The sequence below is a fragment of the Streptomyces sp. Y309 genome, assembly GCF_056712025.1.
On record NZ_CM160048.1, the window covers coordinates 2,379,731 to 2,401,997 of the forward strand.

Genomic DNA, 22,267 nt, shown 5'->3' on the forward strand with positions numbered 1-22,267 from the left:
AGCTCAGCGCCCCGCGCCCAGCGTCTCCCCGGCCCGGGCCCCGGCGTCGACGTCGGCTGCGGCGCCCGTCCCCACCGCGCCCCCGCGAGCGATCCGCTCCTCCGCCCGCCGCACCGCCTTGGACGGCCACCACGTCGCCCGGCCGAGCAGCAGCAGCGCCGCCGGCAGGATCATGACGCGGATCACGAAGGCGTCGAGCAGGACGGCCACCGCGAGGACGAAGCCCATCTGCTTCATCTCCAGGATGTGCAGCATCACGAAGCTCGCGAAGACGGTGACCATGACGATCGCCGCGCTCGTGACGACCTTGGCGGACGCCGCGATCCCGTCGATCACGGCCTGCCGCGTGGGCACCCCGTTCAGCGCGGCCTCGCGGATCCGGCTGACGACGAACACCTGGTAGTCCATCGAGAGCCCGAAGAGGATCACGAAGAGGAACAGCGGCACGCGCGAGGAGATGCCGTGCAGGGAGACGAAGGACAGCAGGTCCTCGGCCCACTGGCCCTGGAAGACGAGCACGAGCAGCCCCAGCGCGGAGGCGGCCGACAGCAGGTTGAGGCCGATGCCGAGCAGTCCGAGGACGACCGAGCGGAACGCGTACACCGTCATCGCGAACGTCATCAGGAGCAGCAGCCCGAGCACCAGCGGCAGCTTCTCGCTCTGGTGCTGCACGTAGTCCACGCCGCGCGGCACGTCACCGCTGACCCCCGTCTCGACGCCGTCGAGCCTGCCGACGGTGGCGGGCAGATAGTCGTCGCGGATGTGGTCGAGGGCGTCGACGGCCTCGTCGGAGTACGTGGCGTGGCGGGAGCCGAGCTCCAGGGTGCTGACGCGGCCGTCGTCGGAGGTCTTGATCACCGGCCGGTCGTGGCGGGCGAGCAGCGGGTCGGCCGCGGCCCTGCGGTCGAGTGCGCGCAGCGCGCCCACGACCCGGTCCTGCTCCCCGGGCTCGGAGCTCGCCACGACCTGGTAGCGGATGCGCAGGTCGGGGAAGGCGGCAAGCATCCGGTCGTAGTCCTGCATGGCGGGGATCTCGCGGGAGAAGCTGTCCCGGGCGGGGTCCTTGAGCTTGATGGTGGCGGCGGGCAGCGCGAGGCCCAGCATGACGAGGACCGACACGCACAGGGTGGCCACGGGGTGCTTGCGGGCGGGCGTGAGCAGCGCGTTCCACACCCGGCCCGGCGGCTTCTCGACGTCGGCCTGCACGGTCTTGCCCTGCGCCCGGCGCTTCTCGGCCCGCCGCTCCGCGCGCCGGCCGAGCTTGACGAGCATCGCGGGAAGCACGGTGACCGAGCTGACCACGGCGACGGCCACGACGAGGATGGTGCCGGTGGCCAGTGAGTCGAAGATGACGTCCCCGGCCAGGTAGAGCGCGGCGGTGGAGACGATCACGGCGAGGCCGGAGATCACGATCGCGCGGCCCGCCGTCGCGGCGGCGGCCTCCACCAGCGCCTCCGAGGAGAGCCTGCCGCCCGCGCGGGCCCGCTCCTCCCGCTCACGCTTGAGGTAGAAGAGCGTGTAGTCGACGCCGACGGCCATGCCGATGAGCAGGATCATGTTCATCCCGACGCCGGTGTCGGGCAGCAGGTGCGAGGCGAGCATCGCCAGGCCCATGGTGGCCATGATCGAGGTGACGGCGAGCAGCAGCGGCACGCCGACCATCAGGACCGAGCCGAACACCAGGGCCAGCGTGATCAGCGTGACCGGCAGCGTGATCATCTCGGAGAACGCGAGGTCCTTGCCGCGCTGGTCGTTGACGCCCTTGCTCACGGACGCGGCGCCGGTCTCCTCCACCCGGATGTCCGGGTGGGCCTTCTGCACCTTCTCGGTCTCGGCCCGGAGCGGGACGACGTTCTTCTTGCCCTCCTGCTCCGGGCCCTTGAGAGTCACCGGAACGCGGACGACCCTGCCGTCCTTGGAGCGGACCGGCGCCTCCACCTCGGCCACCTCGGGCAGCGCCTTCATGCGCCGGGTGACGTCCGCGACGGCCGCGTCGGCGGCGCGTTCGTCGAGGCGCCGCCCCGGCTCGGCGCTGATCAGGATCTGCTCCAGCGGCTTGATCTGCAGGTCGCCCTCGGCGGCCAGGGCCTCCGCGCGCCCGGCCTCGCCGACGCGGAAGTCCTCCGACGCCGCCTGATTCATCCCGGCCGTGATGCCCGCCCCCAGGCACAGCACCACGAACACGAACCAGCCGGCGATCGCCCGCCCCGGGTGCAGCGCGCTCCACCGCGCCACCCGCACCGTCATCGACCGCCTCGTGCCGCGCCTCATGTCCGGCCCTCTCGCTGCCACAGCGACCCTCCTACCTTCATGTGTAAGTTGAGACTGACAGGTGAAGGTCGAAGGCGTCAACTGTCAGGTGTCGAAGCGGGGAAGAGGAGAGTCCGGTGGGAGGAAGGGGAGATCCGGTGGACACAGGGTTTGACAGTGGTTCAAGCCATGCGTAAGCCTTGGCTGACAGGTTTCGGGACGGCGCGAAGGCGGGCCATGCAGGCCATGAACAGCGAGGAGCTGCTGGCCTTCCTGGCGGCCGTCGGTCACGCGCAGCGCCTGCGGATCATCAAGGAGCTGGCCACCGGGACCTTGTACGTCAGTGAACTCGCCCGGCGCCTCGGCGTCTCCCGGCCCTTGCTCTACATGCATCTGGAACGCCTGGAGAAGGCCGGCCTGGTGATCGGCCGACTCGAGCTCTCCGACGACGGCAAGGCCCTCAAGTACTTCGAACTCGCGCCCTTTGACGTGCAGTTGAACGTCGATACGATTCTCACGGCTGCCCGCCTCGACAGGGCGGACGCCCAGCGGGACGGGTCGGGCGAAGCCGGAAAGCACTCACCAAAGGGGACGCCCCAATGAGCGACGCGATCATCCCGATCGCTTTCTTCCTGATCCTTGCCGGCGCAATCGTCGCGGTGGCCAGATTCCAGACGCAGCGCAGCCGCGAGCGCGATCGGGAGTACGCGGAGGCGATGGAGGGTTACCGCAAGGCGCTGGACTCGACCACGGCCCAGCAGGAAGCCATCCGCACCCAGCTCACCGAGCTGAACATCCGCGTCCAGTCGATGGAGAGCATGCTCCGTGCCGTCGAGTGAACGCAGCGGCGACCTCTGACCATGGCGGCGCAGCCGTTAACGTGGACTCGAGCAATGACGGGCAGCAGCCGAGGGCGAGAGTCATGAGTAGGGCATTTACGCAGGTCACGAGGGCCATGAGGAGCGCGGGGTAACGACGTGCACATCGTCATCATGGGCTGCGGGAGAGTCGGTTCGGCTCTCGCGCAGACCCTGGAACAACAGGGGCACACGGTCGCCGTCGTCGACCAGGACCCCACCGCATTCCGCCGTCTGGGCTCCGGGTTCGGCGGCCGCCGCGTGACCGGCGTCGGCTTCGACCAGGACACCCTGCGCGAGGCCGGCATCGAGGACGCCGGCGCCTTCGCCGCCGTCTCCAGCGGCGACAACTCGAACATCATCGCCGCCCGCGTGGCCCGCGAGATGTTCGGGATCGAGAACGTCGCGGCCCGTATCTACGACCCGCGCCGCGCCGAGGTCTACCAGCGCCTGGGCATCCCCACGGTCGCCACGGTCCGCTGGACCGCCGACCAGATGCTGCGCAGGCTGCTCCCCTCCGGGGCCGAGCCGCTGTGGCGCGACCCCACCGGCGGCGTGCAGCTCGCCGAGGTGCACGCGTCGGCCTCCTGGATCGGCCAGAAGATCAGCCGCCTGCAGGAGGAGACGGGCGTGCGCGTCGCGTTCCTCACCCGGCTCGGCGAGGCGGTCCTGCCGACGTCGCAGACGGTGCTCCAGGAAGGCGATCTGGTGCACGTGATGATGCGCACCGACGAGGTCGAGAAGGTCGAGGCGGCCTTCGCCGAAGGCCCCGAGGAGGGCGGTCACTGATGAGGGTCGCCATTGCCGGAGCGGGCGCGGTGGGCCGTTCCATCGCCGGTGAGCTCCTGGAGAACGGCCACGAGGTCCTTCTCGTCGACAAGGCGCCGACGGCCATCTCCGTCGAGCGCGTCCCGCAGGCCGAGTGGCTGCTCGCCGACGCCTGCGAGATCACGTCCCTGGACGAGGCGGCGCTCCAGCGCTGCAACGTGGTCATCGCGGCCACCGGAGACGACAAGGTCAACCTCGTCGTCTCCCTCCTCGCGAAGACCGAGTACGGCGTCCCGCGGGTCGTCGCCCGCGTCAACAACCCCAAGAACGAGTGGCTCTTCAACGAGTCCTGGGGCGTCGACGTCGCCGTGTCCACGCCGCGCCTGATGTCCGCACTCGTCGAGGAGGCGGTGAGCGTCGGCGACCTGGTCCGGCTGCTGCGCTTCAGCCACGGCGACGCGAACCTCGTCGAGCTGACACTGCCCCCGGAGTCCACCCTCGCGGGCACCCGCGTCGGCGACGTCCAGTGGCCCGAGGACACCTCACTGGTCACCATCATCCGCGGCACACGCGTCCTCGCACCGACGCCGGACGACTCGCTCGAAGCGGGGGACGAACTGCTCTTCGTGGCCGCGCAGGCGCGGGAGGAGCAGCTGGAGGACTTGCTGTCCGCACGTAACTAGCCGTGGGCTTTACGCAGGTGGGGGCGCCCGGAACTTCCGGGCGCCCCCACCTGCGTGACCGAGAAAGTTCTTCTCGTGCCTGGGATGGTCACGATTCGCAGTGAGGCGCATTGGCACTATGCGCCGGTAACCCTTCTCCTGGAACCCGACACCGAAAAGCTGCCGCCTCTTGATGATCAATGGGAACGGCTTGATTCGGTCGAGTATCGACCGGTGTATCGCGGCAAGCTGCAGGTCGAGGGAGGGGCACCGCCAGCGACGGAGTGGAACCGCCATCAGCCTCAGCATGATCTCGCGCTCATCATTCATCGCGCTCTCCAGGTACTTCGCGCGGCGCCCCCGGGACCGGGCGGTGGAAGTCGAGCCGCTCATGCTGGATGACGGCATCCCTGTACCAGCACAATCGGCACACCTCCGAGTCGAGGAACCGTGAGGCGCGACCGAGCCGGGCAGCGATGTCCGCCGGGGCCGTCTTGTCCGGTGTACGCCTCGTGCTGCGCCTGCGTCGCGTAGACCCTGGCCGAAAGGGGGTGGGGCATCGGTCATCTCTCCCTTTTCGGGTTTCTCCGACGCCGTGCGGCAGCCGAGAAGTAGGGTCCGCGCATGGCAGATGCGGTGGATGCTGACGAACTTCTGCGACGTATCCGGACTGCACGCGAATGGGCTGCGCTTGAGGAACAGCACCTGGACGCGGCAGCGAGGGCGGCGATCGATGAAACTGAGGCACTGGGGCTGACCATCAGGTCCCGTGCATTCGAAGCCGTGCGCCTGGTACTGGACGAGATCATCCAGCCCGGTACTCACGAGAACAGCAGCTGACGAGCGCTTCCGGCCTGCTCGCGCTGCCGCTTCCGGGCGAGGCCCTGGCGTCCGTGAGGTCACGGATGCGGGCCTGACAGTCGCGAACGCGGGCGTTCGCCCGGCGGCGCGCAGGTCGTCCATGGCCGCTGCGCTACGGCGCTCCAGGCTTGCACCTGCCGCTCCATCCAGGTAGCGCTGACGCTGGGTGTCCTCGTACGTGGCACCCTGCGGGTGCGGGGGGGGCGCCTGCGGGCGCGTCGTCACGCCGGGCAGGCACGCGCTGAGGCTGTGGCGACAGTTCGGGTGGAACAGGCCCGCCACCCTCGCCTCGACGAGGCTTCCGGCGACGTGCACGACGACCGTCCGCGTGGCAGCAAGGAGCCGCGTCGGCTGGATCGCGTGCGGGCCCCGCACTGCGCGTGGGCCCGACTCCGGCCCCAGGGTGAGGACTTCGCCCTCCCGCTGCTCGCAGAGCGGGCGGGTGTCCTGCGCCATCGACGCGGCCAGCCGGTCCACGGCGGGTGCACCGGGCAGCGTCGCGCGTGCCGTCACCTCCCGGCCGATGCCGAGCGCGCCCAACTCGGCGACGGCCACTTGGCGGCCGCGGGGGTACGCCTCGACGAGGGCGCGGCGTACGGCGCCCTCACTTCACGAGCGAGACCTTCCGTCACCGCAGGCGAAACGGGCATTTCACCCCCTCTGACCTGCTGCAATCCGGCGAGCCTCGGTGCCCCACCATTCGGCGTAAGGCGGGGCGCGTGGGTTTGCCTGAGAGAACTCTCGGGTGCACCCTTGAAATCCCGGATCACTCAAATGGCCCTGAGCCGCAGCCAGTTGACATGGCTGCGGCCCCCTGCTCGCAACAGGAGGCCGCGGGGTGGTCGTCCCGTCAGAGAGGACCGTTTTCCCATGAACCAGCGTAATCCTGAGGACGCTTCGAGCCCACCTGAGGGCGTCCGTACGGAGCAGCGTTCCTTTCGGCGGCTCATTGTGGGTGCCGTTGTTGCCACGGCGGTCGTGCTCAGCGTGATGGTCCTGTCCGGCGAGTTGGGGCCGGAGCAGGCATCGGCGATCGCGGCCGTCGCGGCCGCGTGCGTGGCTGTCGTGGCGGCAATCCTGGCGCCCCGCAGCCACCGGTAGAGCCCGCCGGACCTAGAGTTCGTCGGGCTCGGACACGCTGTCCTGGAACTCGACCTTCGGCGGGGTCAGGTCCAAGCCCCGTACGCCGAACAGCGGTCCGGCCTCCACGGCGAGCTGCGCGGCACTCGCCCTGGCGATCGCGAGGTCGTAGTAGAGGCTCTTGCGTGAGTGCGTGATGTCGGAGCGCCGCTCACGGACCTTGATCTCCGTCGCGGTGACGGCCTGGCCCTCGCCGTGATCGCCGAACGTGGACGCGGAGTACCCGGCCTGACGTGCACCCTCCGCAGCCAGAGAAACGCAGGTCCCCCGCCCTCAATCGCCGGACCAGCTCAATTCGTCCCGCCCGCAGCCGCCCTCCGTTCGGCCTCCGCCTTCTCCTCCGCCTCCATCTCCGCGAAGACGTCGATCGGCGGCGGGGCCTTGGCCAGGAAGACCCAGGTGAAGTACACCGCGAGGACCATCGGCGGCAGCTTGAGGGCGATCAGGACCCAGCCGAGCTGCTCGGTGTCCGCCCACCAGTACAGGGGGAAGAGGATGGCGTACTTGGCGAGGAAGATCAGGCCCCAGGCCAGGGACGCCTTCGTGTACGCCTTTTTGCGGCCGGGGTTGCGGGTGCGCCAGGAGAGGTTCTCGCGGAACACCGGGCCGAGGAGCAGGCCGAGCAGCGGATAGCCCACGAGCGCGGAGAGGAAGAAGGCCGCGCCGAGGCCGGTGCCGTAGATCATGCCGGGCAGGTAGAAGTCCTTGGCGTTGCCCGTGAACATCGCGAAGGCCACGCCGAACGCGACGCCGAAGACGCCGCTGAAGGCGTGCTTCACGGTGTCCCGGCGGACCAGGCGGACCACGACCAGGACCACCGCGACGGCCAGGGCCGCGATCGCCGACAGGTGCAGGTCCTTGTTGATCGTGTAGATCAGCACGAACAGCAGGCCGGGCACCATCGTCTCGACCGTGCCCCGGATGCCGCCGAAGGCGTCGAAGAGCGCGGCCTGCGTCAGAGCCTTGGTGTCCGTGCCGTGGGGGTGCTCCCCCACGGTCTGGTCGGTCGGCTTGTCGACTGACGTCACCGGCTACTCCCGTCCGAGCGGTCTGAGTTCGTACTTGGGGTTGAAGAGCACTCTGCGGCCTCGGTCTATGGAGATCCGGCCCGACGCGATCAGGCGGCGCCCCGGCTCGATGCCCACGATGGAGCGCCTGCCGAGCCATACGACGTCGAGCGCGGCGGAGCCGTCGAACAGCTCCGCCTCCAGGGCCGGGACACCGGCACGTGGCCGCAGGGTGACCGTGCGCAACGTACCAGTAACCGTGACTATCTGGCGGTCGTGGCAGTCGCCGATGCGCGTACACCCGGCCGTCTCGGCGTCCTCGCGCAGCTCCTGCGACTCCAGGTCCTGCTGGGAGGACGACAGCCGGTCGAGCATGCGCCGGAAGCGGCCGGCCGGCTTGCCGGATCCAGGAACAGCACTCATACCCGAAGCGTACCGGTGGGCACCGACACCCCCACAATGGCTGAGCTCACCTGTGCATATGCCCGCTCGCCACCGCTCGAACCGGCCCCCCGGCCGCTGCCTGACTACCGCTCGAAGCGATACCCCATCCCCGGCTCCGTGATGAAGTGCCGCGGATGCGCCGGATCCGCCTCCAGCTTGCGGCGCAGCTGTGCCATGTAGACGCGCAGGTAGTTCGTCTCGGTGCCGTAGGAGGGGCCCCACACCTCCTGCAGGAGCTGCTTCTGGCTGACGAGACGGCCCGCGTTGCGCACCAGGACCTCCAGGAGATGCCACTCCGTGGGGGTCAGGCGTACGTCGCGGCCGTTGCGGTTGACCTTCTTCGCGGCCAGGTCGACCGTGAAGTCCTCGGTGTCCACCATCACGTCGTCCTCGCCGGCCCCGGTGGGCTCCGCGCGGCGCACGGCGGCGCGCAGCCGGGCGAGGAGTTCGTCCATGCCGAAGGGCTTGGTCACATAGTCGTCGGCGCCGGCGTCCAGGGCCTCGACCTTCTCGTCCGAGCTGTGCCGGGCCGAGAGGACCAGGATGGGCACGCGCGTCCAGCCGCGCAGCCCCTTGATCACCTCCACGCCGTCCATGTCGGGCAGACCGAGGTCGAGCACGATCACGTCGGGGTGGCGGGCGGCGGCGAGCTGGAGGGCGGTGGCGCCGTCCGGTGCCGCGTCCACGTCGTACTTGCGCGCCTTCAGATTGATCACGAGGGCGCGTACGATCTGCGGCTCGTCGTCGACCACGAGCACCCGGGTCATTCCTACCTGCCTTTCGGGCTTGTCAGCGCCGCTCATGCGGCTTTCCGTGCCACGTGCGCGGCCGGTGGTGGCGGTCACGAGGTCATCTGGGCGGAGAGGTCGGGCACGACGGGCCGCCGGCCGCCCGCCGCCTTCAGGGTGAGCACCATCGTGAGGCCGCCACCGGGTGTGTCCTCCGCGGTGAGGGTTCCTCCCATGGATTCCACGAAGCCGCGGGCGACGGCCAGGCCGAGGCCGACGCCGCTTCCGCGTGGAGCGTCACCGTAGCGCTGGAACGGCTCGAAGATGCGGTCCTTGGCGTCATCCGGGACGCCCGGCCCCCGGTCGACCACCCTCAGTTCAACGCGGTCGCCGAGTGCACTGGCCGAAACGAAGACGGGTTCATCCTCGGGCGCGTACTTGACGGCGTTCTCCACGATGTTGGCGACGGCGCGCTCCAGGAGGCCCTTGTCGACGGCGACCATCGGCAGGGCCTCCGGGATGTCGAGGTCCACGCTGCCGTCGGGGACGCCGCCGAGCGCCATCGGCACCACCTCGTCGAGGTCGATCTCGCGGATCAGCGGGGTGACCGTGCCGGTCTGCAGGCGTGACATGTCCAGCAGGTTGCCCACCAGGTGGTCGAGGCGGTCGGCGCCGGCCTCGATGCCTTCGAGGAGCTCCGCCTGGTCCTCCTCGGACCACTCCACGTCCTCCGAGCGCAGCGAGGACACGGCGGCCTTGATGCCGGCGAGCGGGGTGCGCAGGTCGTGGCTGACGGCGGCCAGCAGGGCGGTGCGGATGCGGTTGCCCTCGGCGAGGGTGCGGGCCTCCGCCGCCTGGGACTGCAGCCGCTGGCGGTCCAGGACCACGGCGGCCTGCGCGGCGAACGCGGCGAGCACACGGCGGTCCTCGGCGGGCAGCACGCGGCCGGTCAAGGCGAGCGCCATGTGGTCGCCGACCGGCACGTCCACGTCGGCATCCTCGGGGCGGCCGACGTGCGCGCGGTGGCCGACGCTGCCCGCGCAGGTCCACGGCGTCACGTCGCTCTCGCGTTCCAGCAGGGCCACGGCCTCCATGGCGAAGGTCTCGCGGACCGTCTCCAGGAGGGACTCCAGGCTGTTCTCGCCGCGCAGGACGCTGCCCGCGAGGTGCGAGAGGATCTCCGACTCGGCGCGCAGCCGCGCGGCCTGGTGGGTCCGGCGGGCGGCCAGGTCCACGACGGAGGCGACGGACACCGCGACGGACACGAAGACCGCGATCGCCACGATGTTCCTGTTGTCGGAGATCGTCCACAGGTGCACCGGCGGCGTGAAGTAGTAGTTGAGCAGCAGCGAGCCGAACGCCGCGGACGCGAGCGCAGGCAGCATGCCGCCGAGCAGGGCCGCCGCCACGGTCAGCGTCAGGAACAGCAGCATGTCGTTCGCGAGACCGAGGTCCGCGTCGATGTGCGTGAGCAGCAGCGTGAGCAGCGCGGGGCCGCCGACACCGACCAGCCAGCCCCAGATGATCCGGGAGCGGCCGAGCCGCGCGCCGCGCGCCACCGGCAGTCCGCGCCCCTTGGCGACCTCACTGTGCGTGACGATGTGGACGTCGAGGTCGGGCCCGGACTCGCGGGCGACGGTCGCGCCGACGCCGGGTCCGAAGATGTACTGCCAGGCCTTGCGGCGCGAGGAGCCGAGGACGATCTGGGTGGCGTTGACGCCCCGCGCGAATTCGAGCAGGGCCGCCGGAATGTCGTCGCCTATGACGTGATGGAAGGTTCCGCCAAGATCCTCTACGAGGGTGCGCTGGACGGCGAGTTCCTTCGGCGAGGCCGCGGTGAGGCCGTCGCTGCGGGCGATGTAGACGGCGAGGATCTCGCTGCCGGAGCCCTTGGCGGCCATGCGGGCGGCGCGGCGGATGAGGGTGCGGCCCTCGGGGCCGCCGGTGAGGCCGACGACGATGCGTTCGCGGGCCTGCCAGGTGGAGCGGATGTTGTGCTCGCCCCGGTACTGCTGAAGATATTCGTCGACCCGGTCGGCCACCCACAGCAGCGCCAGCTCGCGCAGTGCCGTGAGGTTGCCGGGGCGGAAGTAGTTCGACAGGGCCGCGTCGACCTTGTCGGCCTTGTAGACGTTGCCGTGCGCCATCCGGCGGCGCAGCGCCTGCGGCGACATGTCGACCAGCTCGATCTGGTCCGCGCGGCGCACCACCTCGTCCGGCACCGTCTCGCGCTGCCGGACGCCGGTTATGGACTCGACCACGTCGCCCAGCGACTCGAGGTGCTGGATGTTGACGGTGGATATGACGTCGATGCCCGCTTCGAGCAGTTCCTCGACGTCCTGCCAGCGCTTGGCGTTGCGCGAGCCGGGCACGTTGGTGTGCGCCAGCTCGTCGACGAGCGCGACGGCGGGGGCGCGGCGCAGGACGGCGTCGACGTCCATCTCCGTGAACAGCGAGCCGCGGTATTCGAGCTCCTTGCGGGCGACCTGCTCCAGGCCGTGCAGCATCACTTCCGTGCGGGGGCGGTTGTGGTGCTCCACGAAGGCCACGACGCAGTCGGTGCCACGCTCGATACGACGGTGCGACTCGGCGAGCATGGCGTATGTCTTGCCGACGCCCGGTGCCGCACCGAGGTAGATCCGAAGCTTGCCGCGTGCCATGGCCCCATTGTCTTCCTGAAACTGCTGTGTACGCAGCGTCGACCTTACGGCCAATATTTACGGCAAAACGGATGAGCCCGACCTTCCTGGAGCTCCTTGACGCAACCCTGATGCCTTCCCTTGCGTCCCCTTGCGTCCCGCGTGGGGCACGACACACGATTTTCGGCCGGGCGGCAGAGCGGGTATTTCGGCCGGGTCGGCGCGGCCGGGATTTCGGCCCGGGCATGAAGCCCGCTCTGCCGACCCGGCCGAAAAAGGCCCGCGGTGATCCGGGGAACGGATCACCGCGGGCCGTGAGGCAGTCGGGAGAGGAAGGTCAGCCCTTCTCCGCCACCAGGTGCTTCAGCGCGATGTTGAGCTTGAGGACGTTCACCCGGGGCTCCCCCATGAAGCCGAGGATGCGGCCGTCGGTGTGGTCGTCGACCAGCTTCTCCACCTGCTTGACGTCCAGGCCGTTCTTCTCCGCGATGCGGTGGACCTGGAGGTCGGCGTACTTCGGGGAGATGTGCGGGTCGAGGCCCGAGCCCGAGGACGTCACGGCCTCCGCCGGGATGTCCGAGGGCCTGACCTTGTGGTCCGCCGTCGAGTTGTCCTTGATGACGGCGTCCCGCGCGGCCCTGACCTGGGCACACAGGCCTTCCTCGGCCTTGGGGTCGCAGACCTCCGTGTCGCCCTTCTTCATGGAGCCGGAGTCGCCCGCGAGGTTGGTCGCGCCCGAGAGGATCAGCTTGTACTGCGTGTTCACGCTGTTCGTGCCGAGCCCGTTGGACGGCCGGGGCTGGAACCACTTCAGGTCCGGCTCCGGGGTCTCCTGGCCCTTCTTCAGCGGCAGGTCGTACCGCTGCCCGATGAGCTCGGAGCCGACGACCTTGCCGCCGTCCTTGATCTCGGAGCCGTTGGCCTTGTTGTTGAACAGGGCCTGGGCGACACCGGTCACGGCGAGCGGGTAGATCACGCCGCAGATCACGGTGAGTACGAGCAGGGCCCGCAGTCCGGCCCCGAGCAACCTGGCGGTGTTTCCTACGGAGTTGTTCATTTCAGGTCACCCAATACCGGGGATCAGGGAGATGAGCAGGTCGATGATCTTGATGCCGATGAACGGGGCGACGAGCCCGCCCAGGCCGTAGATCCCGATGTTGCGCCGCAGCATCCGGTCCGCGCTCATCGGCCGGTACTGCACGCCCTTCAGGGCAAGCGGCACCAGGGCCACGATGATCAGGGCGTTGAAGATGACGGCCGACAGGATCGCCGACTTGGGGCTGGACAGGTCCATGATGTTGAGCTTGTCCAGGCCCGGGTAGACCACCGCGAACATCGCCGGGATGATCGCGAAGTACTTCGCGACGTCGTTGGCGATCGAGAAGGTCGTCAGGGCGCCACGGGTGATCAGCAACTGTTTGCCGATCTCCACGATCTCGATGAGCTTGGTCGGGTTGGAGTCCAGGTCCACCATGTTCCCGGCCTCCTTGGCGGCCGAGGTGCCGGTGTTCATGGCCACGCCGACGTCGGCCTGCGCGAGCGCGGGGGCGTCGTTGGTGCCGTCACCCGTCATCGCGACGAGCTTGCCGCCGGCCTGCTCGCGCTTGATGAGCGCCATCTTGTCCTCGGGCGTGGCCTCCGCGAGGAAGTCGTCCACGCCCGCCTCGTCGGCGATCGCCTTGGCCGTCAGCGGGTTGTCACCCGTGATCATGACGGTCTTGATGCCCATGCGGCGCAGCTCGTCGAACCGCTCCCGCATGCCCTCCTTGACGACGTCCTTGAGGTGGATGACGCCCAGGACGCGGGCGCCGTCGGTGTCCTCCAGGGCGACGAGCAGCGGCGTGCCGCCCGCCTGCGAGATCTTGTCGGTGAGCTCCTGGGCCTCGGGCGTGACGGTGCCGCCGCGCTCCTCGACCCAGGCGACGACCGAACCGGTCGCGCCCTTGCGCACCTTGCGGCCGTCCACGTCCACACCCGACATGCGGGTCTGGGCAGTGAAGGCGACCCACTCGGCGCCGGTCAGCTCGCCCTGGTGGCGCTCGCGCAGGCCGTACTTCTCCTTGGCGAGGACGACGATCGAGCGGCCCTCGGGCGTCTCGTCGGCCAGCGAGGACAGCTGGGCGGCGTCCGCCACCTCGGCCTCGGTGGTGCCGCGCACCGGCACGAACTCGGCGGCCTGGCGGTTGCCGAGCGTGATGGTGCCGGTCTTGTCGAGCAGCAGCGTCGAGACGTCACCGGCGGCTTCCACCGCACGGCCGGACATCGCGAGGACGTTGCGCTGCACCAGGCGGTCCATGCCCGCGATGCCGATCGCGGAGAGCAGCGCGCCGATGGTCGTCGGGATCAGACAGACCAGCAGGGCGGCCAGTACGATCATGGACTGCTCGGCGCCCGCGTACACCGCGAACGGCTGCAGCGTGACGACCGCGAGCAGGAAGACGATGGTCAGCGAGGCGAGCAGGATGTTCAGCGCGATCTCGTTGGGCGTCTTCTGCCGGGCCGCGCCCTCGACCAGGTTGATCATCCGGTCGATGAAGGTCTCGCCGGGCTTCGTCGTGATCTTGATGACGACGCGGTCGGAGAGGACCTTCGTACCGCCGGTGACGGCCGAGCGGTCGCCGCCGGACTCACGGATGACCGGCGCGGACTCACCGGTGATCGCCGACTCGTCGACGCTCGCGACCCCCTCGACGACGTCGCCGTCGCCCGGGATCACGTCGCCCGCCTCGCAGACGACCAGGTCACCGATCTTGAGTTCGGTGCCGGGCACCTGCTCCTCGGTCCTGCCGTCGGCGGAGAGCCGGCGCGCGACCGTGTCCGTCTTGGCCTTGCGCAGCGTGTCGGCCTGGGCCTTGCCGCGGCCCTCGGCCACCGCCTCCGCGAGGTTCGCGAAGATGGTGGTCAGCCACAGCCACGCGGCGATCGCCCAGCCGAACCAGTCGCCCGGGTCCTTGACGGCCAGCACGGTGGTGAGCACCGAGCCGATCAGGACCACGAACATCACGGGGGACTTGATCATCACCCGCGGGTCGAGCTTCCTGATGGCGTCCGGGAACGACTTCAGCAGCTGCTTGGGGTCGAACAGACCGCCGCCGACCTTGCCGTCCTCGGGCTTGTGCCCGGTGGGCACATCCTGGTGCGGCGCACGCGTGGGAGTAGCGGTGGACATGGAGCCGGGCTCCTCTTGCTTCCTGGTGTCGGTGGTCATGACGCGAGACCCTCTGCGAGGGGCCCGAGCGCGAGCGCCGGGAAGTACGTCAGACCGGTAATGATCATGATGGTGCCGACCAGCAGGCCCGTGAACAGCGGCTTCTCGGTACGGAGGGTGCCCGCCGTGGCCGGGATCGGCTTCTGCTCGGCCAGCGAACCGGCGAGCGCGAGGACGAACACCATCGGCAGGAACCGGCCGAGCAGCATCGCGAGACCGATCGTGGTGTTGAACCACTGCGTGTCCGCGTTCAGACCCGCGAAGGCCGAGCCGTTGTTGTTGGCGCCGGAGGTGAAGGCGTAGAGGATCTCGGAGAATCCGTGGGCGCCGCTGTTGGTCATCGAGTTCTTCGGCGTGTCCATCGCCATCGAGGCGCCGGTGAAGCCGAGGACGAGCGCGGGCGTGACGAGGATGTAGCAGGCCGCGAGCTTGATCTCACGGGTGCCGATCTTCTTGCCCAGGTACTCCGGCGTACGGCCGACCATGAGACCCGCGATGAACACCGCGATGATCGCCATGATGAGCATGCCGTAGAGACCGGAACCGACACCACCGGGCGCGATCTCGCCGAGCTGCATGCCCAGGAGGTTGATGCCGCCGCCGAAGCCGGTGTTGGAGGAGTGGAAGGAGTTCACCGCGCCGGTCGAGGTGAGCGTGGTGGACACCGAGAAGATCGCGGAGCCGCCGATGCCGAAGCGGGTCTCCTTGCCCTCCATGGCGCCGCCGGCCAGGTCGAACGCCGGGCCGCCGTGGTGGAACTCGGTCCACATCATCAACGCAATGAAGCCGAGCCAGATCGTCGCCATCGTGGCGAGGATCGCGTAGCCCTGCTTGACCGAGCCGACCATCTTGCCGAACGTCCGCGTCAGGGCGAACGGGATCACCAGGATCAGGAAGATCTCAAAAAGGTTCGAGATCGGATTCGGGTTCTCGAAGGGGTGGGCGGAGTTGGCGTTGAAGTAACCGCCACCGTTCGTGCCCAGCTCCTTGATGACTTCCTGGGAGGCGACCGCGCCGCCGTTCCACTGCTGCTCGCCGCCCATGAACTGACCGACCCCGTGGATGCCGGAGAAGTTCTGGATCGCGCCACAGGCGACAAGCACGATCGCGCCGATGACCGAGAGCGGGATCAGAATGCGTACGACACCACGCACCAGGTCGGCCCAGAAGTTGCCGAGTTCACCGGTGCGCGAGCGCGCGAAGCCGCGCACCAGCGCCACGGCGACGGCGATGCCGACGGCGGCCGAGACGAAGTTCTGCACCGCGAGGCCGCCGGTCTGCACGACGTGGCCCATGGCCTGCTCGCCGGAGTACGACTGCCAGTTGGTGTTGGCGGTGAACGAGGCGGCGGTGTTGAACGCCTGGTCCGGGTCGATGGCCTTGAAGCCGAGCGAGCCCGGCAGCGAGCCCTGCAGCCGCTGCAGCAGGTACAGGAACAGCACGCCGACCGCGGAGAACGCGAGGACGCCGCGCAGATAGGCGGGCCAGCGCATCTCGGTGTTGGGGTTGGCACCAATGCCCTTGTAGATCCACTTCTCGACGCGCAGATGCTTGTCGGAGGAGTAGACCTTGGCCATGTAGTCGCCGAGCGGACGGTATGCGAGGGCCAGCGCGGCGATGAGCGCGAGCAGCTGGAGCACACCAGCGAGGACGGGACTCATTTCTTGACTCAGAACCTCTCCGGGAACACAAGGGCGAGGACGAGATAGCCCAGCAGGGCGACGGCCACGACGAGGCCGACGATGTTTTCGGCGGTCACAGCTTCGCCACCCCCTTGGCGACGAGTGCCACCAACGCGAAGACCGCGATCGTGGTGACGACGAAGGCCACGTCGGCCATCGTGTGCTCCTAGATGAGATTCGGAATTACTGACGTGTTGAGGAAACCGCTTCGCCGGCGGGTTTCGATCGCCGTTGACGCCTCCCATACGGGCTTTGGCGCCGCGTTGACGACTCTCTTACGCGCCCCGTTTCAACCTGGGAAAACACGGATGGGCCGCACCCCCCATAAGGGAGTGCGGCCCATCGGCCTGCAACTTATTCGCCCGGCTCGGCCCATCGATCGGGCGCCTCTCGGGCGGCCCGGCCGGACCCGGCCGCGGCCGGAATGTCAGCGCACTTCGGTGATTTCCGGCCCGCGCGCGAGCTGGCCCATGCTACCGGAGAACCGGGAGGTCTCCTGGTCCTCCTGCTGGACGCCCTCGGGCACCATCTGGGCGTCGTCGGGCAGCTTCAGCACGATCGGGTCGCGCGGAGCCATCGGGCCCTCGCCGCGGACCACGACCGTGTCCCGGAAGATCTGCTCGAGCAGGCCAGCCGCCTGCGGCTGCACGGCCCCCTGGCCGGAGATCACGCCGCGCAGGAACCACCGCGGACCGTCCACGCCCACGAACCTGACCACCTGGAAGCCACCTGTGCCGTCCGGAAGCTGCACCGGCACCTGCGCCCGCAGCTCCCAGCCGAGCGGGCCCTCGACCTCGTCGATGACACCGCCCTGCTGCGTGATGCCGGAGGCGATCTCCTCGCGGACCTCGCCCCAGATGCCCTCGCGCTTGGGGGCGGCGAAGCCCTGGAGCTGGATGGCGCTGTCCTGGAGCACGACGGTGGCCGCGACGATCGCGTCGCCGGCGACCTCGACCCGCAGCTCCATGCCCTCCACGCCCGGCACGAAGAGGCCGCCCAGGTCCACCCGGCCCTCGCCGGGATCGCCCGGCACCTCGGAGACATCCCAGGGACCATCGGGGCGCGGCTCCGGCTCCAGCCTCACCCGCTGCGGCTCGGCCTCTTCGCCGTCCTCGTTCCCGGTGCCGTCGACGACCTGCTCGGCCTCGCCCGCCGCGTCCTCGGCGGCACTGCTCTTCTTGCGACGTCCGAACACGTCACTGTCCTTCCCGGTCGGATACGACCGACGCGTATCGATTCCCACCCGTTTGTTGACCCGCGCTGACGCCCACGGCGGCATGGCCTCCGGTGGACCCGAATCCCCCCTCGGCCCGCACCGAGCCGGGAAGCTCCGCCACCTCCTGGAAGCGCACCTTCTCGACCTGTTGGACAACCAGTTGGGCAATCCGGTCGAAGCGCTCGAACCGCACGCTCTCGCGCGGGTCGAGATTCACCACGATCACCTTGATCTCCCCACGGTACCCGGCATCAATCGTCCCCGGGGCATTCACCATGGCGACACCGCAGCGGGCGGCGAGGCCCGACCGGGGGTGCACGAAGGCCGCGTACCCCTCGGGCAGCGCGATGGAAACCCCGGTCGGCAGCACCGCCCGTTCACCGGGCGCGAGCTCGCAGGCTTCGGTCGTCCGCACATCGGCACCGGCATCGCCGGGTTGCGCGTACGTCGGCAGCGGTACGTCGGGGTCGACGCGCCGGATCAGCACGTCCAGAGGGGCAGGGTGGGTCACGGGTTCACCTCGAAGGCGCGGGCGCGCCGGATCTGGTCCGGGTCGTTCATGGCCGCACGGATCTCCTGCGGGCGGCCGTTGTCGATGAAGTGGTCCACCTTGACCTCGATGAAGAGGGCGTCGGCACGCACGGCGACGGGACCGTCGGGTCCGCCGATGCGCCCGGTGGCGGTGGAGTAGATCTTCCGGCCGGCCACGGCGGTCACCTCGGCCTCCAGGAAGAGGACGGTGCCGACCGGAACCGGCCGCGCGAAGTCCGTCTCGAGCCGGCCGGTCACCGCGATCACCCGCAGCAGCCAGTTCAGGGAGCCGAGCGTCTCGTCCAGCGCGCTGGCCAGCACGCCGCCGTGGGCGAGGCCCGGAGCGCCCTGGTGCGCCTCGCGCACGGTGAACTCGGCGGTGATGGCGACGCCTTCGCCGGCCCGCGCCTCCAGGTGCAGCCCGTGGGTCTGTCCCGCCCCGCATCCGAAGCAGTGTTCGTAGTGCGCGCCGATGAGCTCGCCGGGCGCGGGCGCGTCCGGGTGGCGGACGGGCGGTATGGCGTCCGCCGGAGGCGTCAGAGCTGCTGATGTACCACTCACAGGCGCAGACCTTACCTCCGCGTCAGCGGCCGTCGCGCACCATGCCAAGCTTGGGTTCATGCAGCCTTACGAAGAACGCCTGACCGCGCCCCGTTCGTGGTGGCTCGTCTCGGTCCTCGTCGGCGTCGCGGCGGGCCTGACGATGCTCCCGTTCGGCACGCTGCCGTTCCTGGGCGGCCTGGTCGGCGGGACGGCGTTCGCGGCGGTCCTCACCAGCGCGTACGGCTCGGTGCGGATCCGCGTCGTGGCGGGCTCCCTGGTCGCCGGCGACGCGAAGATCCCGGTGACGGCCCTGGGCGAGGCCGAGCCCCTGGACGAGACCGAGGCCCGCGCCTGGCGCACCCACAAGGCGGACCCGCGCGCGTTCATGGTGCTGCGCAGCTACATCCCGACGGCCCTGCGGGTGGAGGTCACGGATCCCGAGGACCCCACTCCGTACGTGTACGTGTCGACCCGGAACCCCGAGGCCCTTGCGGCGGCGCTGAACGCGGTGCGCGCGGCGTAGCTCCCCCGAGGCCCTCGGCGGGCGTAACGCCCTGCGTCCCTCGGCGGCAGAGCCGCGATCGCGTCCCTCGACGGCGGAGCCGAGATCATTTCCCGCCGCAACGGCGCTCGGCCCCAACGCCGCAGCCCGGCGGTGCCAAACCGACCAGAGTTGCCTCATGGCCGGCCCTCGCCGCAGGCGAAGAACCTAGCCCCCGAGCTCCTTGGGCTGCCGCTGCCCCAGATGCAGCGGGTCGACGGGCGCCTCCAGCGGAGGCAGGCCGACGAGCGCATCCCACGGCACCTGAGCCCGACGCAAGTCGCCCCGCACCCGCTCGGCGAGCTTCTTGGTGTCCCGGCGGTTCATCACGGCGCCGACGGCCGCGCCCACCATGAAGGGCAGCAGGTTCGGCAGATTCCGCACCATGCGCTTCATGATCTGCTGCCGCAGTTCCCGTTTCATCTGGCTGCCGAGGGCCGCGTTGATCGACGCGGGCTTGACCACGTCGATACCGCGCTCGTCGGTCCAGGCGCGCAGATAGGCCGTGCTGCGCTCCTTGAGGTTGCCCTCGGGCCGTCGCCCGTAGACCTCGTGCAGCTCGGCGATCAGCTTCAGCTCTATGGCCGCGACGCCGGTGATCTCGGCGGCGAGCTCGGCGGGCATCGCGGGCGGCACGGGCAGCATCGCCGCCGCGCCGACTCCGGCGCCCACCGTGGAGGACGCGTTGGCCGCGCCCGCGATGAGCTTGTCCGCGAGCTGCTCGGGGCCGAGGCCCGGGAACTGCTTGCGGAGGGTCGCCAGATCGCGGACGGGCACCCGCGGTGCGTTCTCGATGATTCTGTCGGCGAGATAGCCGATACCCGCCTTGGCGCCGCGCCCACCGCGGCGCGCCCCGTTCTTCAATCCGTTCGTGACGGCGGTGAACCGACGGCCCCTGGTCGAGGGGCCCTGGTCTTCCGCCGCCGTGCCGTCCCCGTACCGCAGGGCGTCCGCCGCTTCGAGAGCGGACGTCTGAGGCACGGCAGGTGCGGAACCGTGCACCAGCGCGGGGACCGCCGCGAACGCCGCCTCGGCGGCCTTGTGCGCCCCCGCGGCGCCGTCGCCCCGCTCTGCCGCGCCGGCCGACTCGAGCGAGGCCTCAGGGCCCCGCTCGTCGTCCGACGCGCGCTCGGGCACGTCAGCGTCCGCTTCCTGGTCCTGGAAGCGGTGCTTCCTGGGCGGGGTCGAGCCTGTCACGGCCGACCCTGCTCAGTCGCAGTCGCGGCAGATGGGCTGGCCGTTCTTCTCCCTGGCCAGCTGGCTGCGGTGGTGCACCAGGAAGCAGCTCATGCAGGTGAACTCGTCCTGCTGCTTGGGGAGCACGCGCACGGCGAGCTCCTCGTTGGACAGGTCGGCGCCGGGGAGCTCGAGGCCCTCGGCGGCCTCGAACTCGTCGACGTCGACGGTCGAGGTCGACTTGTCGTTCCGCCTCGCCTTGAGTTCCTCGATGCTGTCCTCGTTGAGGTCGTCATCGGTCTTGCGTGGGGTGTCGTAGTCCGTTGCCATGTCGCTCTCCCCCTCTGGGTGTCTGCGGTGTCTCAGCGCACGTAACGCGTGAGAGGCCGGACTTGTGCCCGACCTGAGGCGGAGATTTTGCCTCACATCAAGGTCTGTTACTCAATCGACACCCAACCGCACCCCTGAAGAGGTGATCGGTTTGGATGGCGATCGGGACCGTACACGGTCCGAATGTCGCACTTCACGGGCGCCACCCCGTGTACTTCCCGTGATCAAGACCCCCGAAAACCCGGATTTTCCCGGCTTTCCGGCGACTTCGATGGTCACGGAGAGTAGATGGCCGAAAAATCGCCTCTGTGATCGATCACACAGGAATCTTCGGAGAACAGGTCCCGAAAATTCCGCGCAAAGCGAACATCCTGGCGCTTCCGCGGCAGCATCTCAGATCGGCAGGGTGACTCGCATCACGAGCCCACCCCCCTCGCGCGGCTCCGCGATGATACGGCCCCCGTGGGCGCGCGCCACCGACCGGGCGATGGACAGGCCGAGTCCCACACCCTTGTCGCTGCCGGTGCGCTCCGTGCGGAGCCTGCGGAAGGGCTCGAAGAGGTTGTCGATCTCGTACGCGGGCACGACGGGTCCGGTGTTGGTCACCACGAGGACGGCCTGGCCGTGCTGGGCCTCCGTGGTGACCTCGACCCAGCCGCCCTCCCGTCTCCCGCCACCGCCCTTGTTCTGAAGGGCTTCGCCCTGCCCCTCTTCACTCTTCACGTTGTAGCGAACCGCGTTCTGCACCAGGTTCAGCGCGATGCGCTCCAGGAGGACGCCGTTGCCCTGGACGACCACCAGGCCCCGCTCGCCGCGGATCTCGACGCCCTTCTCCTCGGCCTCCGCCCGCGCCTGGTCCACCGCGCGGTTGGCGACCTCGGCGAGGTCGACGGGCTTGCGCTCGACGAGCTGGTTGTCGCTGCGGGCGAGCAGCAGCAGGCCCTCCACGAGCTGCTCGCTGCGCTCGTTGGTGGCGAGCAGCGTCTTGCCGAGCTGCTGCAGCTCCACGGGGGCGCCGGGGTCGGACAGGTGCACTTCGAGGAGCGTGCGGTTGATCGCGAGCGGGGTGCGCAGTTCGTGCGAGGCGTTGCCGACAAAGCGCTGCTGGGCGGTGAAGGCGCGCTCCAGGCGGTCCAGCATCTCGTCGAAGGTGTCCGACAGCTCCTTCAACTCGTCGTCGGGGCCGTCCAGTTCGATGCGGCGGCTCAGGTCCGTGCCGGCCACCCTGCGGGCCGTGCGCGTGATGCGGCCGAGCGGGGACAGGACGCGGCCCGCCATCGCGTACCCGAAGGCGAAGGCGATGACGGCGAGGCCGAGCAGGGCCAGCAGGGAGCGGCTGAGCAGGTTGTCCAGGGCGTGCTGGCGCTGCTGGCTCACGCAGTCGTTGATCGCCTGGTTGAACTCGTTCGGCGAGGCCGACTGGGGCAGGTTGCAGGACTCGCTGGTCACCTTGCCGGAGACGATCTTGAAGGGCAGTTCGTTGCCCACGTTCAGCGCCTGTGCGGCCAGCAGATAGATGATCGAGAGCAGCAGGATGCCCGCGATCAGGAACATGCCGCCGTACAGCAGCGTGAGCCTTATGCGGATGGTGGGGCGCAGCCACGGGAAGGGCGCCTCGACCTTCCTCGGGTCCCACGTCGGCTTCGGGGGCGCCGTGGGGGGCGCCGGCGTCGCGGCCACCGGA

22 protein-coding genes and 1 pseudogene are annotated in these 22,267 nt (G+C 69.6%); 7 read left to right on the forward strand and 16 right to left on the reverse strand.

Translation table 11 applies throughout. The annotated features are described in order from the left end of the window. Positions 1-3: 3 nt before the first annotated feature. Positions 4-2,271: an MMPL family transporter gene (locus AC0KTA_RS08760; protein WP_481054555.1), complete on the reverse strand. Its 2,268-nt coding sequence runs from the start codon at positions 2,269-2,271 to the stop codon at positions 4-6. 225 nt (positions 2,272-2,496) lie between these two features. Here AC0KTA_RS08760 and AC0KTA_RS08765 point away from each other — a divergent pair, with 225 nt between their 5' ends. The 5 genes from AC0KTA_RS08765 to AC0KTA_RS08785 all read left to right on the forward strand — a co-directional run bounded on the left by AC0KTA_RS08765 (position 2,497) and on the right by AC0KTA_RS08785 (position 5,377). Beyond that, positions 2,497-2,853: an ArsR/SmtB family transcription factor gene (locus AC0KTA_RS08765; RefSeq protein WP_481054556.1), complete on the forward strand. Its 357-nt coding sequence runs from the start codon at positions 2,497-2,499 to the stop codon at positions 2,851-2,853. Further along, complete coding sequence (locus AC0KTA_RS08770) at positions 2,850-3,089, forward strand: hypothetical protein (RefSeq protein WP_481054557.1); 240 nt, start codon at positions 2,850-2,852, stop codon at positions 3,087-3,089. The genes AC0KTA_RS08765 and AC0KTA_RS08770 overlap by 4 nt, the downstream gene beginning before the upstream one ends. Before the next feature lie 138 nt (positions 3,090-3,227). Next, on the forward strand, positions 3,228-3,896 hold the full coding sequence (locus AC0KTA_RS08775) for a potassium channel family protein (protein ID WP_481054558.1): 669 nt from the start codon (positions 3,228-3,230) through the stop codon (positions 3,894-3,896). Then, complete coding sequence (locus AC0KTA_RS08780; RefSeq protein ID WP_016645786.1) at positions 3,896-4,558, forward strand: potassium channel family protein; 663 nt, start codon at positions 3,896-3,898, stop codon at positions 4,556-4,558. Before AC0KTA_RS08775 ends, AC0KTA_RS08780 begins: the two co-directional genes overlap by 1 nt. Positions 4,559-5,161: 603 nt before the next feature. Continuing rightward, positions 5,162-5,377 (forward strand): hypothetical protein, encoded by a 216-nt coding sequence (locus AC0KTA_RS08785; RefSeq protein ID WP_481054559.1) that lies wholly within the window; start codon positions 5,162-5,164, stop codon positions 5,375-5,377. A 138-nt stretch (positions 5,378-5,515) separates the two neighbouring features. On the opposite strand, the pseudogene AC0KTA_RS08790 reads toward AC0KTA_RS08785, so the two are convergent. Beyond that, a pseudogene (locus AC0KTA_RS08790) lies at positions 5,516-5,854 on the reverse strand (phage minor capsid protein); the annotation flags it as partial. A 414-nt stretch (positions 5,855-6,268) separates the two neighbouring features. On the opposite strand from AC0KTA_RS08790, the gene AC0KTA_RS08795 reads away from it, so the two are divergent. Then, positions 6,269-6,499 carry a hypothetical protein gene (locus AC0KTA_RS08795; RefSeq protein WP_481054560.1) on the forward strand — a complete coding sequence of 77 codons (231 nt, stop codon included), beginning with the start codon at positions 6,269-6,271 and terminating at the stop codon, positions 6,497-6,499. Positions 6,500-6,828: 329 nt separating this feature from the next. Here AC0KTA_RS08795 and AC0KTA_RS08800 read toward each other — a convergent pair whose 3' ends face one another. The 11 genes from AC0KTA_RS08800 to AC0KTA_RS08850 all read right to left on the reverse strand — a co-directional run bounded on the left by AC0KTA_RS08800 (position 6,829) and on the right by AC0KTA_RS08850 (position 18,554). Continuing rightward, complete coding sequence (locus AC0KTA_RS08800; protein WP_481054561.1) at positions 6,829-7,566, reverse strand: DUF3159 domain-containing protein; 738 nt, start codon at positions 7,564-7,566, stop codon at positions 6,829-6,831. A gap of 3 nt (positions 7,567-7,569) precedes the next feature. Then, positions 7,570-7,968: an OB-fold nucleic acid binding domain-containing protein gene (locus AC0KTA_RS08805; RefSeq protein ID WP_481054562.1), complete on the reverse strand. Its 399-nt coding sequence runs from the start codon at positions 7,966-7,968 to the stop codon at positions 7,570-7,572. A gap of 104 nt (positions 7,969-8,072) precedes the next feature. Continuing rightward, on the reverse strand, positions 8,073-8,756 hold the full coding sequence (locus AC0KTA_RS08810; protein ID WP_164319589.1) for a response regulator: 684 nt from the start codon (positions 8,754-8,756) through the stop codon (positions 8,073-8,075). Between the two features lie 74 nt (positions 8,757-8,830). Then, entirely contained in the window at positions 8,831-11,377 is a 2,547-nt protein-coding gene (locus AC0KTA_RS08815) for an ATP-binding protein (protein ID WP_481054563.1), read from the reverse strand. A gap of 316 nt (positions 11,378-11,693) precedes the next feature. Next, positions 11,694-12,413 carry a potassium-transporting ATPase subunit C gene (locus AC0KTA_RS08820; protein WP_481054564.1) on the reverse strand — a complete coding sequence of 240 codons (720 nt, stop codon included), beginning with the start codon at positions 12,411-12,413 and terminating at the stop codon, positions 11,694-11,696. 6 nt (positions 12,414-12,419) lie between these two features. Continuing rightward, a complete protein-coding gene (gene kdpB / locus AC0KTA_RS08825; protein ID WP_481054565.1) occupies positions 12,420-14,564 on the reverse strand; it encodes a potassium-transporting ATPase subunit KdpB in 2,145 nt (714 codons plus the stop codon). Next, complete coding sequence (gene kdpA / locus AC0KTA_RS08830; protein WP_481054566.1) at positions 14,561-16,225, reverse strand: potassium-transporting ATPase subunit KdpA; 1,665 nt, start codon at positions 16,223-16,225, stop codon at positions 14,561-14,563. The genes kdpB and kdpA overlap by 4 nt, the downstream gene beginning before the upstream one ends. Before the next feature lie 8 nt (positions 16,226-16,233). After that, positions 16,234-16,323, reverse strand: coding sequence for a K(+)-transporting ATPase subunit F (gene kdpF / locus AC0KTA_RS08835; RefSeq protein ID WP_033264828.1), 90 nt, complete (start codon positions 16,321-16,323; stop codon positions 16,234-16,236). A 350-nt stretch (positions 16,324-16,673) separates the two neighbouring features. After that, positions 16,674-17,441, reverse strand: a complete 768-nt coding sequence (locus tag AC0KTA_RS08840; protein ID WP_481054567.1) for a DUF3710 domain-containing protein — start codon at positions 17,439-17,441, stop codon at positions 16,674-16,676. Between the two features lies 1 nt (position 17,442). Then, positions 17,443-17,973, reverse strand: a complete 531-nt coding sequence (gene dut / locus AC0KTA_RS08845; protein WP_481054568.1) for a dUTP diphosphatase — start codon at positions 17,971-17,973, stop codon at positions 17,443-17,445. Next, positions 17,970-18,554: a PaaI family thioesterase gene (locus AC0KTA_RS08850; protein WP_481054569.1), complete on the reverse strand. Its 585-nt coding sequence runs from the start codon at positions 18,552-18,554 to the stop codon at positions 17,970-17,972. Before AC0KTA_RS08850 ends, dut begins: the two co-directional genes overlap by 4 nt. Positions 18,555-18,612: 58 nt before the next feature. Between AC0KTA_RS08850 and AC0KTA_RS08855 the strand changes: the two genes are divergently transcribed. Continuing rightward, entirely contained in the window at positions 18,613-19,059 is a 447-nt protein-coding gene (locus tag AC0KTA_RS08855; RefSeq protein ID WP_481054570.1) for a DUF3093 domain-containing protein, read from the forward strand. A gap of 186 nt (positions 19,060-19,245) precedes the next feature. On the opposite strand, the gene AC0KTA_RS08860 is transcribed toward AC0KTA_RS08855, so the two are convergent. The 3 genes from AC0KTA_RS08860 to AC0KTA_RS08870 all read right to left on the reverse strand — a co-directional run bounded on the left by AC0KTA_RS08860 (position 19,246) and on the right by AC0KTA_RS08870 (position 22,263). Then, positions 19,246-20,274, reverse strand: coding sequence for a hypothetical protein (locus AC0KTA_RS08860; protein ID WP_481054571.1), 1,029 nt, complete (start codon positions 20,272-20,274; stop codon positions 19,246-19,248). Between the two features lie 12 nt (positions 20,275-20,286). Then, on the reverse strand, positions 20,287-20,583 hold the full coding sequence (locus AC0KTA_RS08865; RefSeq protein WP_003951337.1) for a DUF4193 domain-containing protein: 297 nt from the start codon (positions 20,581-20,583) through the stop codon (positions 20,287-20,289). Positions 20,584-20,976: 393 nt separating this feature from the next. Continuing rightward, a complete protein-coding gene (locus tag AC0KTA_RS08870) occupies positions 20,977-22,263 on the reverse strand; it encodes a sensor histidine kinase (protein ID WP_481054572.1) in 1,287 nt (428 codons plus the stop codon). Positions 22,264-22,267: the final 4 nt, after the last annotated feature.